Source organism: Vibrio breoganii, from assembly GCF_001677275.1.
In the GTDB taxonomy this organism is placed as follows: domain Bacteria; phylum Pseudomonadota; class Gammaproteobacteria; order Enterobacterales; family Vibrionaceae; genus Vibrio; species Vibrio breoganii.
Genome location: NZ_CP016178.1, coordinates 970,547 through 987,837 on the forward strand (window position 1 = coordinate 970,547; position 17,291 = coordinate 987,837).

Annotated in this window: 14 protein-coding genes and 2 pseudogenes; 3 read left to right on the plus strand and 13 right to left on the minus strand. The window is 41.1% G+C overall.

The window, feature by feature from the left end; genetic code table 11:
- Nucleotides 1-19: 19 nt before the first annotated feature.
- Genes A6E01_RS17255 through A6E01_RS17265 form a run of 3 tightly spaced genes read right to left on the minus strand, consistent with a single transcriptional unit; the run spans nt 20 to nt 2,691 of the window.
- Nucleotides 20-1,234, minus strand: coding sequence for a hypothetical protein (locus tag A6E01_RS17255; protein ID WP_065210831.1), 1,215 nt, complete (start codon nt 1,232-1,234; stop codon nt 20-22).
- A complete protein-coding gene (locus tag A6E01_RS17260) occupies nt 1,224-2,024 on the minus strand; it encodes a glycosyltransferase family A protein (protein WP_167714332.1) in 801 nt (266 codons plus the stop codon). The genes A6E01_RS17255 and A6E01_RS17260 overlap by 11 nt, the downstream gene beginning before the upstream one ends.
- Nucleotides 1,999-2,691, minus strand: coding sequence for a sulfotransferase family 2 domain-containing protein (locus tag A6E01_RS17265; protein WP_065210833.1), 693 nt, complete (start codon nt 2,689-2,691; stop codon nt 1,999-2,001). The genes A6E01_RS17260 and A6E01_RS17265 overlap by 26 nt, the downstream gene beginning before the upstream one ends.
- A gap of 506 nt (nt 2,692-3,197) precedes the next feature.
- On the opposite strand from A6E01_RS17265, the gene A6E01_RS17270 reads away from it, so the two are divergent.
- Together A6E01_RS17270 and A6E01_RS17280 are read left to right on the plus strand one after the other, a co-directional pair.
- Nucleotides 3,198-4,106 carry an IS5 family transposase gene (locus A6E01_RS17270; RefSeq protein ID WP_017027019.1) on the plus strand — a complete coding sequence of 303 codons (909 nt, stop codon included), beginning with the start codon at nt 3,198-3,200 and terminating at the stop codon, nt 4,104-4,106.
- Nucleotides 4,107-4,347: 241 nt separating this feature from the next.
- Nucleotides 4,348-5,426, plus strand: a protein-coding gene (locus tag A6E01_RS17280; protein WP_167714325.1) for an IS3 family transposase whose coding sequence is annotated in 2 segments (ribosomal slippage) — nt 4,348-4,597 and nt 4,597-5,426 — 1,080 coding nt in all. Because the reading frame shifts where the segments join, the coding sequence is not laid out codon by codon here.
- Nucleotides 5,427-5,463: 37 nt separating this feature from the next.
- Here A6E01_RS17280 and A6E01_RS21040 read toward each other — a convergent pair.
- Both A6E01_RS21040 and tnpA read right to left on the minus strand, forming a co-directional pair.
- Nucleotides 5,464-5,862, minus strand: a pseudogene (locus A6E01_RS21040) (HipA N-terminal domain-containing protein); the annotation flags it as partial.
- Between the two features lie 53 nt (nt 5,863-5,915).
- A complete protein-coding gene (gene tnpA / locus A6E01_RS17290) occupies nt 5,916-6,311 on the minus strand; it encodes an IS200/IS605 family transposase (protein WP_065210835.1) in 396 nt (131 codons plus the stop codon).
- 37 nt (nt 6,312-6,348) lie between these two features.
- On the opposite strand from tnpA, the gene A6E01_RS17295 reads away from it, so the two are divergent.
- Nucleotides 6,349-7,587: an RNA-guided endonuclease InsQ/TnpB family protein gene (locus tag A6E01_RS17295; protein ID WP_065211034.1), complete on the plus strand. Its 1,239-nt coding sequence runs from the start codon at nt 6,349-6,351 to the stop codon at nt 7,585-7,587.
- A gap of 39 nt (nt 7,588-7,626) precedes the next feature.
- On the opposite strand, the pseudogene A6E01_RS17300 reads toward A6E01_RS17295, so the two are convergent.
- The 8 genes and pseudogenes from A6E01_RS17300 to A6E01_RS17335 all read right to left on the minus strand — a co-directional run.
- Nucleotides 7,627-7,806: pseudogene (locus tag A6E01_RS17300) on the minus strand (HipA N-terminal domain-containing protein); the annotation flags it as partial.
- Entirely contained in the window at nt 7,806-8,054 is a 249-nt protein-coding gene (hipB, locus tag A6E01_RS17305) for a type II toxin-antitoxin system antitoxin HipB (RefSeq protein WP_065210837.1), read from the minus strand. The pseudogene A6E01_RS17300 and the gene hipB, both read right to left, overlap by 1 nt.
- Before the next feature lie 168 nt (nt 8,055-8,222).
- Nucleotides 8,223-9,425 carry a Wadjet anti-phage system protein JetD domain-containing protein gene (locus tag A6E01_RS17310; RefSeq protein WP_017031465.1) on the minus strand — a complete coding sequence of 401 codons (1,203 nt, stop codon included), beginning with the start codon at nt 9,423-9,425 and terminating at the stop codon, nt 8,223-8,225.
- Between the two features lie 19 nt (nt 9,426-9,444).
- Entirely contained in the window at nt 9,445-12,831 is a 3,387-nt protein-coding gene (locus A6E01_RS17315) for an ATP-binding protein (RefSeq protein WP_017027420.1), read from the minus strand.
- Nucleotides 12,832-13,440 (minus strand): DUF4194 domain-containing protein, encoded by a 609-nt coding sequence (locus A6E01_RS17320; RefSeq protein WP_017242626.1) that lies wholly within the window; start codon nt 13,438-13,440, stop codon nt 12,832-12,834. It lies immediately after the preceding gene.
- Between the two features lie 2 nt (nt 13,441-13,442).
- The gene (locus A6E01_RS17325) at nt 13,443-14,909 is read right to left on the minus strand and encodes a DUF3375 domain-containing protein (protein WP_065210838.1); all 1,467 of its coding nucleotides are present in this window, start codon (nt 14,907-14,909) and stop codon (nt 13,443-13,445) included.
- Between the two features lie 151 nt (nt 14,910-15,060).
- Nucleotides 15,061-15,285 (minus strand): hypothetical protein, encoded by a 225-nt coding sequence (locus A6E01_RS17330; RefSeq protein WP_065210839.1) that lies wholly within the window; start codon nt 15,283-15,285, stop codon nt 15,061-15,063.
- A 200-nt stretch (nt 15,286-15,485) separates the two neighbouring features.
- Nucleotides 15,486-16,577, minus strand: coding sequence for a J domain-containing protein (locus A6E01_RS17335; RefSeq protein WP_017031470.1), 1,092 nt, complete (start codon nt 16,575-16,577; stop codon nt 15,486-15,488).
- Between the last annotated feature and the right edge of the window lie 714 nt (nt 16,578-17,291).

Consider the following 17,291-nt stretch of genomic DNA (forward strand, 5'->3'; position numbering starts at 1 on the left):
TATTATATAGAAAGTATATTCATGTACGTTTCAATATAGTATTATGTGAATAATTATTAAATAACGAGTCCTTAATAAGGTTTATAACTATGATAGAAAATATCAAACTATATGTCATTTCATATTGGTATGGCCTTTGAAGAAAAAGCAATAACATAGAAAATGTTATTACATGTTTACTAGGGAATATGATTGCCAAGATTAAAGACCAAACTATGACCAAATAAAAAGACCAAGAACCAAATAACCCCGAGAACAAAATCATTGTTAAAGGATTCTCTCCAACTTTACCATAAGTAGAAATACAATTATGATAGTTTATAAGGCAGTCTGGATTGACGCCAAATAGTAGCAAAGATATATTTTCAGAACGAATAGTTTCTATTGTTCTTAACATAATACTATAGCGGCCATCGTTAGTTAAGCCACTGGTCGTTCTATTGAACAAGAAATTAATAGCATTTTCCAATTCACTACCCATCAACGGGACTAACAATAAAACAGCTAACATAACAAAAATGGTTATACGCAACTGTTTTTTGTTAAATTTCATTGAACGCTTAAAATAAAATGATATTAAAACAAGAATAAAAAATAAAACATGTGCCAAGCTTAAAGAAATTAAACCCAAAACTAGTACTATAAGAGAAACACTTCTCTTCATTAAAAATCTCTCTCTAAGGTATACTATAAAGCAACAATAGAAAGATAAAGCACCTGGTTCATCATAGATGCCTGACGGTCGTATAAATGACGAATAATTTGTTATATTAAATGTCGTCAGATACAAATATAACTTTCTCCCACCTGCTATTTCAAAATCATATATTGACTGCCCACCAATAGAGTAATAAAAAAATCCAATTATACAAAAAATTAGATTTAAAATTATTATTTTGGTGGCTATCTCCGCCAAATATCTCTCTTGAATTTCATTTAAAAATGAAACAGCAATCAAACCCAGAATAAAATACTTTGGATAATGTAATAAATTCCATTCTTCCCAGAATACTGAGAGGCCAATAAAGCTTATCATTGATAATATCGAAAAGCATAACACTGTTAAGTTTAATTTATTAAACTTATGATTCCATGAAAGCAAGAGCAATGATAGCAGAAGATTGGCTATAAATATAGTATTATAGCTACTTAAAAAATGCTTAATTATCGGAGATGATATAATAAACATATTAATTACTAAAAGAGCTATCGCAATCTTTTCTTTATTTTTCATTAGAAAAATATCCTTTTAGAAGATCTGATATATTAATACAGATACTTCTTTGATTACTCTTCATTTTTACAGCAATATACAATATTATAGGTAACGAAAGAACACGACCATACACTTTACGCAACATAAGTCCCCGTGATATAAAGTTCATTTTATTCAAGATGTTTCCACTTGATTCTTCCGGATGTACAAGCGTAGCTACTGCTATATGTCTAATTATAGCTTTAGAATCAAGAGCTCTACTCAGGAATATAGCTTCATCACCGATGGGGAATCGACTTCCTGCTCCTATATTTTTCTCGAAAAGCAGGTTTTTATCTTTAATAAATTCCGTTTTTGCTAAAATCTCGATTGTGCCTACATTTAATATTGCACGTTTATTTTTTATTTCTCCTTCGTTAGGGTAATTTTTACGCAACTCTAATTGCTCATTCAAAATACGCATAGTAATTATATCAAAATTGCAGTCTAGTTTTTTTAGTAATAATCTCATTTTGTTTGGAATTATTTTAACATCATCATCCATGAACCAAATATATTTACTACTACACTGCTTTATTCCTTCATTTCTACTATAGCCTACACCAGTACTTTCAATGGTATATATATTAGAGATATCATTATACATTCTATATGATTCTCTATCTTTACTTCCTAATTGATGTATGATAATGCATCGAAACCCTAACTTTATGAACTCATCAGACAATTTAATTGCGTCATCGATCCTATCTTCAAAAGTAGAAATAGATACCGTTATATCATTAGTTTTTATATTTTTCGTATCCAAATGCATCATAATCGTCTAAATAAACCTCATATACCCTATCTATAGCTTCCTGTGTGAATTTTTTTGCAATGGTATGTTTTGATATGTTTCTTTCTTTTAATTCAGATTTAATATCTACCATCTCCGATAGTAACTTAAAATCATGATTTATACTTTCAAATCGAAAAACCTTATCAATTATAATAATTCCTTTTTCATCTGTTATATAGGAAAGCTGTGTATTGAAAAAATAATGTGTGTTTATATTCTTTTTATTAACCCAATCTAAAACAAATTCATCAAAATTATTATAACTTAAAATGAAGTTTATTGATGAGTTAGGGTTATTTTTTGCATGAGTCTGTGCATAGTTATATGTAGATACAAGCCTTTCAAATGGATCCCTAACAAACGTAAACTTTAGATAACTATCAAAGGCTTTTTTATCAATCAATCTACACTGTCTGGCATTGAAATGCCAAGGCCAAGAAATGTTACCATACAAAGAATGACATATTGATGTTCCTGCTGTTTTAGGAACATGAATAAAAATAGAACGGTTTAAATCAAAACTATAACTGTATATGTTTGGCTTTCCCGAAATCCTCTTTATTCGTTGTTTTATTGCCATCAGATACATAACATTGTATTTACCAAAAATTAACCTAGCAACTTTTCCTATTAACATCGATTTACTCGCAACTTACTAAAAATTCAATCATAATTTAATTCTATAGGGCATTTATTCTACAGTCTTTACAGACTATGCAAACCCGTTAATCGGAATTTTACCTACTCATAACCCTAAAATAACATTCACCCGGCACATTTACTAATCTAACTAACTGCAAAGTATACACCAGACCGTCCCCTTTTCACTGGTACCTAAGTTATTTTTTCTCACACCCACACCTTCATTACAAGCAAACCCATACCTACAGAGCCCTGAGGAATCCCCTAATGATTTTTATAAAAATCATCAAGTTAAGGTAGATACACATCTTGTCGTATGATCAAATGGTTTCGCCAAAAATCAATAACCAGACAACAAGATGTGCGAACTCGATATTTTACACAACTCTCTTTACCAATACTGCCCTAAATTACACTTAAAACGGGCGTTGTTGACTAAATCAGTTGAACCTTTTCTAAATCCTGCGATCTGATCCCATGTAGTAGAAGCATGGTGGTGTTATGGGTAAATCGAAGAAGAAGATAGTGAATTGGAGTGAGTATAATGAAGCCTTGTGTAAGCGAGGCTCAGTAACGTTTTGGATTGACGACTCAGCCGTTGAAGCGTGGCAATGCAAAAGACACCATGGAAAACGTGGCAGAGGCTTTCAGTTTTCTGATACTGCTATTGAAACCGCTTTGATGGTTAAAGGGATATTCTCACTCCCGTTACGTGCGCTTCAAGGTTTTATCGACTCCATTTTTGCCTTGATGAACGTCCCTTTGCGCTCCCCAAACTACAGCAGTATTAGCAAGCGCTCAAAGACCGTTCAGGTACAATACAAGAACAAATCTAAAGGCTCAGTTCGCCATATTGCTATTGATTCAACAGGTCTGAAAGTCTTTGGTGAAGGTGAATGGAAAGTTAAAAAGCATGGAGCAGAAAAACGTCGGACTTGGCGTAAACTGCATCTGGCCGTTGATGTTGATACTCATGATGTGATTAGCGCAGAAGTCAGCCTCGTCAATGTCGGTGATAGTGAAGCTCTCCCAACATTGCTGAATCCGCTTCGTAGAAAAGTGCATTCTGTATCAGCAGATGGTGCTTACGACACGAAAAAGTGCCATGAAGTATTGCAGAATAAGGGTTGCAAACCTCTCATACCTCCTCGGAAAAATGCTGGTTATTGGGAAGAGGGACACCCTCGGAATAAAGTGGTCGATGCACTTAAAAGCGATTCGTTAGCTCAGTGGAAAACTGACTCTGGCTATCACGACCGTTCAATCTCTGAGACGGCAATGTCCCGATATAAAGGACTGACTAGCGGAACATTGAGCTTGAGATGTTATAACGCTCAAGTTGGTGAGGCGTTGGCAAATGTCAAGGCGATGAATAAAGTCCTAGGGCTAGGTATGCCCATTAGAAGCTAGCTGGCAAGTTCCGTAGGATAGCTACGTCCTTTTCCTGATTTGATCAACAACGCCCTTAAAACGACTCAACAGTTTAACGTTGGCTTGCCACGCATTACTAGCGAGTAAGACGCTCACTCTTACCGAGCTTGGTCGTAACCTGCCAACCAAACGAGAACAAAACATAACATGGTAATCCCCCCAAAAAGTAACAGCATGAAAAAGTAGAATTTTCTCGTATAGTTAATACAGGAGATTCAACATGAAAAAATCACGATACACGGACAGTCAGATCCTCTCGATCTTAAAACATGCAGAAGCGGGAACCCCGATCCCAGAGCTTTGCCGAGAGCATGGTATGAGCAGCGCAACCTTCTATAAGTGGCGCTCAAAATACGGAGGTATGGACGCTTCCCTTATGGCTCGAATGAAAGAGCTTGAAGATGAAAATCGTCGCCTTAAAAAGATGTACGCGGAAGAGCGCTTAAAAGCCGAAGTCATATCTGAAGCCATGGCAAAAAAGTGGTGAAGCCCTGTGAGCGTCGCAAGATGGCTCAGCACTCGGTGGCGAACAACACAATTAGCATACGACAGGCTTGCCGTTGGTTTAGTGTCAGTGAGACTTGCTATCGGTATCAATCAAAAGGGCAACCTGAGAATGAACAGATAGCTCAGTTGCTTACTGAGTTGGCCGAAGACGAGTCTGACTGGGGTTTTGGATTGTGCTTTAACTATCTTCGCAATGTTAAGGGGCATACTTGGAATCACAAGCGGGTCTATCGCATATACTGCGAACTGGCTCTAAATCTGCGTATCCGTCCGCGAAGACGACTAAATCGTAATGTACCAGAGCCACTAAAAGACCCGATCAAGCCGAATCAAGTTTGGTCTATTGATTTTATGCACGATCAACTTTCCGATGGACGTAATTACCGCCTGTTTAATGTCATTGATGACTTTAAGCGTGAAGGATTAGCTATCGAAGCTGATTTCTCTTTACCAGCAGAAAGAGTTGTTAGGGCTCTAGAGCAGATAATCGAGCAACGAGAACAGCCTATCGCCATTCGCTGTGATAATGGGCCGGAGTTTATCAGCGGTCATTTTATTGAATGGGCTAAAAATCGAGGTATTCGTATTGACTATATACAGCCAGGTAATCCTCAGCAAAATGCTTATGTTGAGCGTTTCAACCGAACCGTCCGATTTAGTTGGGTAAGCAAGTATCTATTTGATTCGATAGCGGAAGTACAAGATAAAGCAACTCGTTGGCTTTGGTTCTACAACCATGAACGCCCACACAAAGCGAATGGAGGGCATCCACCACTGAAAATAGCCGCATAAATTCTACGAACAAGTGCCGTTATTAATGGGAGGATTACCGTTGTATTTCACCTATTGGCAGTTTGATAATGTGAGTGGTAGGGGTATTTCCTTTCGGTATGCACCACTGCCCTTCAACGAAAAGTAGAGCCGTTTTTTCTTGAACACCTGCTACTGAGATTCTAAAATCTTCTTCCTCTTCAAGCATCCCGAGCGGAATATCAGATTTGTATGCAGAAAGAACCGTTTCTAGTTTTCGTTGATCCAGTATGTCGTAACTAAGGGGTCCTTTAACATAAGGCTGCTCTGGAGGAAGCAAAGCAATCGCCCCAACACTGTCTTTTCCGATCTCTTTAAGCAGATCAAATGGCTGCTTGGATGAAGCCTTATACCTTGCAACAATTCTATCTCTGACGTGAGAGCTATCCGGCAGGAGATTGTCAAAATAGTTTATAACTCTTTGGGCGAGAAAACCCAGTGATCAGCTCTGCTGTCGCTGGGATGAATCGCCTAGCCCTGATCTTGAATGTATTTCCTAACAGTTTCAGCACTGGCGTTCCCAACCGAGCAAGCGAAGTAACCATCCGACCAGAATGTTTTCTCCTTCCAGAATTGCCGCTTTAAATTAGGATGCAGTTGCCACATAACTCTAGTTGTGTGTTGCTTAATTCTTCTAACATGCTGACTTACTGAGTATCGCGGTGAGATAGTCATTAAGACATGTAAATGGTCTTGGTCTACTTCCATTTGCTCTATTTCGAATTCAGAATTTTGCGAGAGTGATATTAGAGAGTTTTTCACTATTGAACCTAGTTCTCCTTTGAGTAGTTTCTTCCTGTACTTAACCACTAAGATGAGGTGGATGGCTATCAGAAACTTACAGTGAGAGTTACGCTGGTAATCCATGATTGACACCTCTAAATACTGTGTTAATGTACAGTATATGAAAAAGACGCTAAGATACAATTTCAGGTTAAAGCCTAACCCACAGCAAGAGTTAAAACTCATCGAGTTTGGCTCGTATGCTCGTGGTCTATGGAACTTCCTGTTATCTGAGAATCAGCGTCAATACGAAGCCGATAAGACATTTTCTTTCTACAATGAAATGGCTTCAAAAATTAAGGCGATCAAGAAACTGCCTGAGTTTTCATGGGTTAAAGCTTTTGACTCAGGGGCGGCACAACAAGTCGCTAGAGACCTAGATACAGCGCTAAGAAATGGCACATCAAAGAAGTCTCACCAATACTTTCCAAAGTTTAAGGTTAGCTATCGAGTTAAGAAGCAACACAATGACAGCTACCGTTCAGTAAACAATAACAACTGCATTAGAATTGAAAATGGCGCAATTACTTTACCAAAAGTAGGCGCTGTTCCTATTGTTTTACACCGCAATTTAGTTAGTTCAATTAAAACAGCGACAGTCCAATACCGACACGGGAAGTGGGAAGTAAGCCTCACTCAAGAAGTGGTGTGTGACGAAGCGAAGAGGTTACTAAAAAGCATTGCGGGATACGACATCAACTCTAAACAAACCATTGTCGGATCTAATGGTTTAACGGTTGATAACCCGAAATACTTAAAACAAGCAAAGCAGAAACTAACTCGTTTACAGCGACAGCTTTCTAGAAAAAAGAAAGGCTCTGCTCGCTGGAACAAAGCAAAATCCCGCCTAAATAGTCTTCATGGTTCAATCGCTAGAAAACGAATGGACTTTGCACATAAAACCGCTCATCGGATAGCCAACGAAAGCGATATTGCAGTATTTGAAGATCTCAATGTGGCGGGAATGCAAAAATTCAACGGCAGGATGGTCGCTGACAACATCATGGGGCTTATATCTGACTTAACGAAATACAAAGTTGAGCTTAGAGGTGGTGTGCATCATGAAATTGGTCGGTTTGAGCGCACAACGGGTGTGTGCTCACACTGCGGTCAACATCATAAATTGGCGTTGAAAGATAGAGATTTTACCTGTGTTAGTTGCGGTACATTTAGTGACCGAGACTATTCCTCTGCGATAGCAGTACAGCGATTAGGTGAATCGGATTTAATGGCGAATGGAACTGTCGTCAGGTTGACTAGTTCAACCAGCACTCAGCAGAAATTAGATGTTAAAACGAAAGTCTTTGCACTAGCAAAGTTGTCTTTGGGATCTGAGGAAATAGAAAAGGCAGTTGCTTAACTGCCTTAGAAGCTCAGTGATCAGCTATGCTGTCGCTGAGTAGTTCACAACCGCATCTGAGGTAATCGGCGGTATTTGAAGTTTCAGAGACAATGACAGAGGACGGGTATGCGTATTGGTTATCCAACTCTTATCATATTGAAAAGTATGCGCGCCATTCTTATGCTTCTCTAAAATGCCAACAAGTTCACCATTCATGTATGCAATGAGCGTCTGCATTACCAGACCTCATCATCATTTTGATCTAACGAAGTCATCTGTACTTTTTCTTGGATACTCAATGTTAGATCCATAGCTTGGACAAGCTTAAAGAGGGTGGAAAGCGTCGTCTTGTTTGGATTGTTTTCGAAGTTCGAAATCGTCGCTTGCTTGATACCGACTTTTTTCGCCAGTTCTGATTGTGTCCACCCATTCTTCTGACGTATCAGGAGCATCATGTCGGCTAACTGTCTTGGACTGTAAATCATTTTCCAGCTCTCTATAGAATTAAAGTACACCTGTAAGAGTTTGGTTTATCCCTTAGTAAGGATATATAAGAGTATATCCCTTAGTGAGGATGATATCCATTTTATACCCTTCAGGGGATAATCGAAGGGTTATCCCTACGTAAGGATATTAGCTGGTCTATAGGAAAATTAAAGATGAAAGGAATGGAGCTTGAGAGCGTCATACAAATAAGACATCGGGATCAACTCCTGCTCCAAGCGAAGATTATTTCGCCAATGATCTTGCTTGAGTCTGGTATAGATGTGATGTTCAGCTTCAGTGAGGTTCGCGAGTCTATCGGATGGGTGTACTTTCCCCTCTTTGCCCCACGCACTTTTACAACTCATTAAAGTGTCTTCATCCATCAACAGGGATTGCGTTTTCGGAAAGTAGCCTCTGAGTTGTGACAAAATAGCATACCCATGAGTATCAATATCTCCCCAGTAATAAATTTGACACTCGTTAAGCCACCTTACTTGACTCAGCGATTGCACCCCATAACCTAGGCCAAAAATCACAATTGCATTATTAACAGCAGGAAATGCCAATCCATTAATCTTGTTTTCGGTGATGTAGACTCGGTCCACCATCAGACTCAGTTGTGCAAATTGCTCAAGTGGTAGAGAGAGATCACTCATCCCATGAAACTCGTGAGTAAATTGTGAATCAAGTAAACGAAAACGAATAACTGGCTGATCATAGAGCAGATTAAATCGGCGCTCAAAACCATGTTCGCTCAGCTTGTTAAATCTCTGATTAATCAACTCAGGCGCTAACACTTCATCAAGTAGCGTGCGGATGATGGATTTATGCCGTTCAATGAACTTAGTGTCTACCCCATCAATATCAAGTTGTCGGATATAGCAGTTTGGCTGTGGATTATCGATAAAATAACGACACACACCGATCAATTTTGGCCAACTCTCTTGGTGCTTTAGTAGCAAACTAAGGTTCCCACGCACCCAAGGTTTAAGTTGTGGCAATGCGGTCACCACCTGCTCAAAAGTGGCTATGAAGGCCTGCCACTGCTTCCGCTTGCCGAGATATCGAGCCAGAGATTCAATATCGGAAAAATAGATGGCAACAGGCATCACCTGCATACCCATTGATTTATAACGAAAGGCTTGTCGCTCTATGTTGATACCTTGGTGCTTTTCCAGTGCAGTCAGATCATTGAGCCAAGACTGAACGCTCACAAACTCATGCAACAGTTGCTTGTCCGTCACCTTAGGCAACTTGACTACGATGGGTGACTGGGCTCCACCAGATAGGTATTCATCATGCCAAACTAAGCCTTGCCAACGTTTTTCCAGCTTCTGTTTAATCTCACTACAGCGGATCAGCTTAGCCATAATAACGTCCTACTCATCATCACCCATCAATCTTCTCATTTGGGGTGTTTTGTTGCACCATGTGCTGATATTTTTGCAGTTGCTTATGTTGAGACAATCGATCTCGATACTGCTCAATCGTCATATTAAGCAGGACAGAGCGATTATTAGCATGATCGACAAAATGAACATGATTGACATAATGTTCAATCACATCCAGTTTTTGCAGGGGTGTCACCAACAGGAGTTGCAAGCCCAAGCGCTTAAACAATTCTAAGCCAAAGCGCGTACTGTCTTTCGACCCTCGAGCGAAGGCTTCGTCAATCACCACCAAATTAAAGCGGCGTTGTGATGACTGACTAGCGCGCCCTTTCTCCACCAAGCCATATTGCAATAAGATGGCAGCAGCAAGAATAGAATAAGCCAACTTCTCTTTTTGGCCTCCGGATTTACCACCAGAATCTGAGTAGCACTCCTTCTCTGTACCGTCTTCTCGATAGCGCTCAACCACATTAAACAGGTGCCAAAAACGTACATCTACCACCTTTTTGGTCCACTTCGGTTCGTTGCGCATCTGCTCAATGAGGTCTTTGACTCGTTCAAATTTCTCTTCCGAGTAGAGTGAATCATCGGTACTGAATTCCACACAACTTTTTAAACGTTGCTTGAAATCACGAATCTCAATATCAGGAGACGTAATGCTATCGATCTCGATATACGTTCCGACTTGATAATCCAGATCATGCAACGCCTGATTAATCAGATGGATACGCGCATTAATCTCTTCCTCTTGCCTATCAAGAGAACTGCGGAACAGTGCCATTGCGCGAATGGTGTCTCGATTAAGCATTTCCTTGAATCGTGCTTCATGGCGAGGCAGATCTTCCTCAATCAGCCCCGTTAACAATTGCTGATATTCAGACAACGCTTCTGGGCTACGGTCGAGCTCTAACACATCATTCGGAAACGCATTGGCAAAGTCGCCCATTGCAGAAATCATACGAGCTTGCTGCTTGCGACGTTTCTCTTCAAGGTGCTGTACTTTCTCGTTGCTCTTCTGGCGCAGAATTGAGGTGATATTTGTCAACATATCGATTCGCAACACACGCGAGTCAACATGTTGTTGGTATAAAACATCCAATGTTGGGAAGCATTGCTGCTGAACCTCTAGAGCCACTGCATTAATCAGCTCTTTCTTTTCATTCAGTTCTAAGGTTAATGTATCAATCGCCTCTTTACGTTTACCAACTTCAGCGGAAACAGTTAGGCTTTGACGGTCCAACTCACTGTACTCTTGTTTAGCATCATCCAGTTGCTTTTGTAGCTCAACCAAAATATTGGAGCTACTTTCTAACTTGCATTTTTCTTGCTCAAGCTTAGTAATAGTGTCACTAAACGATGGCCAATTGATCTGATTAAAGCTAAATTGAAATTGAGCGAGGTTGCGAGCACTAAATGACAGTTCTTCTATATCACTTTGGCTTTTTCTCAACGCATCGAGGTTGGTGACGTAACATGTAATGTCATCGGTCAGCTGTTGCTGCTTTGCTTCCAGTAAGGCAATTTTTTCTTGATTACTCCAACCAAGAACATAGCGACTTTTATCATTAATATTGTGGCGGTCATCTTTTTCATGACGCGCTTTGCCTGTTTTTATCTGCCCATTGGGCGTAATCGCTTTCTCACTGCGTCTAAACGTCGCCATATCTTCACAACAATGATAATCAAAGCGTTTGAACAACTCATGATAGAGCCAGTCATAATTATCACTGTCAGACTTTATCTCGACTTTTTGCACCAAAGAATCTCCGTCAGGCTGTGGAGCAAGGCGATGCTCATGCTGACGAATACGATAGTAGACCAGGCGCGTGCCAAGGTGGTGATGTTCAACAAAGTCACACACCTGTACGTATAGATCTTCAGGTACCATAAGACTTAATGCGAAGTTGTGCAGGACTCGCTCAACAGCACCTTGCCACCGACTTTCACTCGCTTTTACTTGAATCAACTCCCCCACAAATGGCAGTTGCTCTTCGCTGACGCCCAACTGCTCACATAAACGCTCGCGCAAGTTGAGCTGCTTGACATGAATATTTGATTTTCGTTGCTTAAGGGCATTCAACTGCTTCCCATTTTCAAGCTGTTGATGTTCGAGCGCCTGTTGTTGCTGTTTAACGCCAAACAGCTCTTCATCTAATTGCTCTTTTTGCTCAATCAGTGCTTCTTGCTTGTCTTTCGCAAGGTTGATGTTTTCAATAAACTGCGTCGCGTTCACCTCACGATCTAACTGCAATTTATCCACCATGTTGAGATAGTTATCGCACAGTTTACGGCTTTGATCTCGATGTTTGATCTGTGTGTTAATCTCTTGCTCTAACTGGCTAAGGCGCCCACCCCCGTTGCGATTAATCTCACCACCCAATTGTTCAATTTGAGCGCTAGTCCTATTCTTATCGAGCTCTAGCTGTTCGGCTTCGAGTTTCAGTTTTTTTAGCTGCTTCTCGCGAGTGGCGAGGCTATTTTCATACAAGACAATTGCACGTTTCGCCATATAGGGATCGATGACGTCCCGACATTGTTCAAAATGACGCTTCTGTTGCTGAGTGTCTATAGCTGCCATGCCATACGTATCCACTGGCGTCAGCAGCTCCACCTTCTTTCGAGCGGCCACCACCGAATCATGCAGGCGTTTTAAATCATCGTAATTCTGTTCTAATTCGACCAGTTGTGACTCCACATCAGGCTGCTCAAGCATATTTTGACGCACAAAGTCCGTCACCGAGCCCACCGACTTCATGGAGATCGTTTGGTTAAATAATTCTAGTGCTTTGCCGTCAGCGCCAAGCCCTAGCAACTTGCTAAACGATTGAGCATACTGCGAGAACACATCGAACAGCTGAATACCCATGTGCTTGCGTAGCTTCTTACGCAATTGATTCATTTGAGAGCCAAAGCCACTAAAGTGCTCACTGATACTCAAACCATGATCCGCCACCACAAACAGGCGTCTCACTTTCTTCTCGTTAGGCTTAAGCCAAAACACTTGTGCCAATGTAACCGACTGCTCAAGAGCTTCACTATGAAACTCTGCAAGTAACACCGAATAATGCTGACCCTGACGCAAACCGATAGAGCGCGCCTTACCATAATCATCTTGCTGTGAGGTGTAGTAACCATGAAAATAGGACTCAAGCGAGCGTTCTTTATCTTCGGCACCCGCAGCTTTATTGAATGCCAGCTTACGTGGTGGGACCAATAAGGTGGTTAAGCCATCCACCAGCGTTGATTTTCCGCTACCAATATTGCCGGTTAATAAGCTATTACACTGCAAAGGAGAAAGAGTCACCACCGAACCATCGAATGTCCCCCAGTTGTATGCTGAAAAATGGCATAAGCGAAAACCACCCAGCTGAATTGCATCACCCATTTACTCTTTGTCCTTATTTTGACTGGCCAACATATCAATAAGCTCAACGATTTGTTCTGCACTGATCACTGCCTTTAATATCCGCTGCACTTCAAAAGAATCCGGATGATTTTTTAGTGCTGACAAGAAGCCCATCTCCATCACCTTTTTGATTAAGCTATCAAACTCTTTGCGCTGCTTGACCTCATTACTCACCTCTGGGTAGAAGCTTTGTAACCATTGGTAGACATCACTTCGCTCAACAATCAAACGGCTCTCACTCTCTTCACTATCATGCTCCGCCAGTCGCTTGCGTAATAGCACTAATAATAAGGTTTGATGAAAAGTCATGCTGCGACGCGTGATCAGCCGTGGCAGTTCAATGTCATCTTGCTCATCAAAGTCTTGTTGTTTTAAGTATGCGTAACCCTCATTATCATCAATCAGCAACGTCAAGCCTAACTGTTGAAAGTAGGCACGAATTGACATCTGATCACGTTCTAACCACTGCCAGAGATCTTTATGCTTTGCTCGATAAATAGGGGCTTTAAGCAGCTTGATTTGTACTGCAGACTTTTGCTGTTGCTGCTGGCCGGTCAAGGCATCACTGTCTAGATCGTAGGTCGACATATTCAAAGTTCTCGTACGAAGGTAATCAAAGGAAGGGTAAAGCGTCGAGTGCTGCCGTCATGCGCTTGCCATTCAATGTGTTGCTGTTGCTGCTCGTCGATAGAAGCCGGCACACCTTGCTCACAGGCTATTTTAACGTAAGTCAGCATTTCATCTAAACCATATTGAATCGGAAATTGTTCGATAACCTGTGCCAATGTCGCTTGTCCCGATGGGTTTTGTAGACATTGCTGAATCTGACGCTGTAGCGCATACTCGTCAATACGACTCACTTCAAACAAGCGACTAAGATCCACGTTCGGATCTTCGCGCTCTTCGACTATGTGCGAATCCAACGCCTCTATTACTGCTGGCTGATAGAGTGAGCGACTGGTTAGTGCAGATATAGCAGCTTGAAAGCTATCGATATAATAAAACTCTTTTTCTTGCTGCTGTTCATTTTCAATCGAGCGATGGGTGTGCATCTCAAAGTCGCGAATCAATTCTAGGATGCGTTTATTGTCTTGAGATTGCTCTTGAATGTACCGCTTCAGCTGATCGGTAATTTGTTGTTTGGTGCGATTGACTTTGGTGCCCGCATCCAGCAAGTAGCTATAGAGATGCTGCAATAACTCATCATTAGTGACAAACTCTAGGCCCCCATCGAGCTTTAGCAGGCTCTTTAAATCTTGGCGCAAGCTATCACGCATATCACCACGCATCAATATTTCAAAAAATGCACTGAATGACTTTCCTTCATCAGAGCCATCTATCACGTCCTGATCACCAAACACCTCATCTAGCATTCCCCCTTTATGCAGATTAGTCTGGGTGATCTTTTTACGCGTTTCTTTATCAAGATAACGGAAATTAGCTTCAACTTGTCGGAAATCCCCCAGTAGCTGGCGAGACATATTGGAAATCAAAAACATCTTCTCTCGCACTTGCGAGCCGCTATACCCAACATCCATTCCCAATTCGACAGCTTGGATTTGCTTTTCTAGCTCTGCTTTTTTTGCTTTAAGAGTCACAAGTTTGCTCTGTTTGTCTTCGCTGGTACCGTGAACGAGGTCAGCAATAGTATCCATCAGTAATTTCAAGCGAGACTCAGTGCCAACAAAACCGCTGCCTTGCATGTCTTCTATCCAGCGCAGCGCTTTTTCTACATCCGGCAATAAATCACACTCAATCTCATCTCCCTGATGTGGTAAATACTTACGTAGATACCCACCCTTTACATTGACCCAGTCTTCCAAATAGGCTTGCGCAGATTTTGGGTATTTATCGTTGCCATAAATATCGGCCAGATCGGACAGATAATAGTCGAGCAATGTGGCCAACTCTTGATAAGAAATAGAGCGACGATTCGTTTCTAGGAAAGTCTGATGAAAAAAGCTACCAATCAAAGGAAAATGAGGGGAACGTAGCAAACGCAACGCTGTGCTATCTTCTTTTAATTGTTCGAGATATTGAAAGCTGAGTTGAACCAAAGCGTAATCCAGTACACAACAGTAAACGGAAATTTCACTCTATCATATTGCTAGGGTCTGTTGACCTTTTGAGGTAATTTTTGTAGCGATGTCTTCTCAATCTTGCAGGAGAACTCGCAGTGTATCTAGAGCCTGTAAGGCTATGGGCGTCTCACTCGCTCTCATCATCAATACACATCCACATTTCATTATTATGCCAAAAAAGCGGGGCTGCATTTCTGGCTAAGAACTCATCAACGGGCATGCCATCAATCGTAGCCTCCCTTTTCACTCTGACTTGTTTGCCATTAATCATGCGCATTTCATACTTCGCTTGCCGCTCGCGCTTAGCTTGCGCACGGATTTTTTTCTGAGCTTTAGTAAGCTTCTTAGCCATTGTTCAGCGCCTTTAACATATCTAGTTTCAAATGATTCTCCTCTGATTGCCAGATAAGACGTGACCACTCACCGCCCTCAGATCGGGCAAGGGTTACGGCGAGATTGCTAAAACATCATTGCGATGCATGCAAAATAGCTAGTGCAGAGACCAAGGCTCTTTAAAGTCTATTGATCCTCATCATAGCTTTCATGAAAAAACTAGAAATACTCTTTCTCAAAAGAAAACAACTCCGCGGGATCCATTTTCAAAAACTGCGCCTCAAAGCGAGATGCATTAATTCGCTCTTTTAGATGTAGCTGTAAGTGCTTAATCGTCGTCACTTTTTGGCATTTTTTAAGTAACTCTTCCACATCTCTTTCTAACCTAGCTCGATATTGTTCTAAGCCTTTTGCTCGACTCGCTTTGTTACCGCCACCAAATCTATCCCAGATAATGCTCTTCAAATCGTGACCATGCTTAAGCTCTTGATATTCCTGGTTTAAATGCCAGATTTTTTCTTTAAGCGTCGCTTGCAAACGCGCAATCATATCACTATCCATGACCATCTCGTGATCAGGTAGATGCTGCTGAGCCATTAATAGTAACGCCACCACATCTTTCTCTTTCTTTGCTTGTGATAGTTGTTGCATTAAAGCGCTTTTCTCGGCCTTCTTGTTATTATCCGTCTCTTTGTCTGGATGCAACCGCTTTGCCAATTGGCGATACAGTTTTGTCATCTGTTTGTCGCTGTAAAGCACTTGACCGGTTTCGGTATGGGATGAGTTACGACTTGCTTGTTCATCGTCATGAGAGAAGAAATCATCAGTTCCCCAGTCTATGTCATCATCCTCGTCTGATTGTGCTTCTTCCATTTGCTGCGCCATCAAAGCCTGCAAATAGTCATGAAATTGCTGAGGATCCTTAACCATCTCCCGCAGCTGATCATCAGTAAGTTGGATATCATGACCTAACATCATTGAGAGCTCTTGGCGAAAGTCATCAAGCTGCTCTTCGGTAATAGACTCCACATCTGGTTGATTCGGCGCGTCAGCCATGATCGCTTGGTTAAACGCTTCACGCAATTCAACTATGTTAACCGGGCTGAATGGGTTAGCCTCTAATATGCTCAACTCTTCTTGAATCCAATCGTACAAAGCTTCACGTTGCACTCCTTTAATCGTTTTTCTCGGGACAAACGAAAGCAAGTGATGGATCCACTTCTCTGTCATCAAGCAAACAGCTTGCTCTTGATCTTCAGCAGACGCTTTGAAGTCATGATAGAAATCGTCTAACTTGGCTTGGTAACGCAAGTTGCGTCGTTGTTTTTTTCCGACCTCCTCCCATAAGTGATTAAGTCTATTCTTTTTGTTTTTTGAAGAGGGAGTCGCCGTTAGCGATGAGACGGTAACAGTTGTCATAGTAATAAAGTGGTTAAAAAGGGTGGCAACAGTTTATCTATCACCAGTGATGAAGAAAAGCATGTAATGGGAACATTCACTTCTTTTCTTGAATACTTGTCCTACGTCCTTCCAGCAAGGGTACTGTTATTATCTTAAATCAGACAACTATGCGCCTAACAAGTTACCTGGCTAAGTTGCCTGAAGAGCTCTCAAAGAAATGGCCGACCGTAATTTCCATAAAACTGAATCAACTGGTGAAATTTCATCATGATGTCAACCCTGTGATTACCAGTTCAGATACTCACAAACCGCCCTGTTAAATAACGAAGTCGCCGTGCAATTGCTGCCAATGCTGTTTTAAAGCTTCTTGGTGTTCTTCAATCATCGAAAGGTCTTACAATAACTGAGGCCACTGCTCTCGATCTTTGCTCATCACATGCAGTAAATGAGGCTTAATAGCACCCCATGGTACCCCCACTTTCTCTGACCACGTTTTAAAAATGAATGATATTACGGTGAGAAAGAACGCCACACTCAAACCTAAGAAGTTTTTAGTACAAGCACGACTCGTATGGCCTTTTGATATCGCTCCCAAAATATCGAAATAGATCCGATACTCGCAAT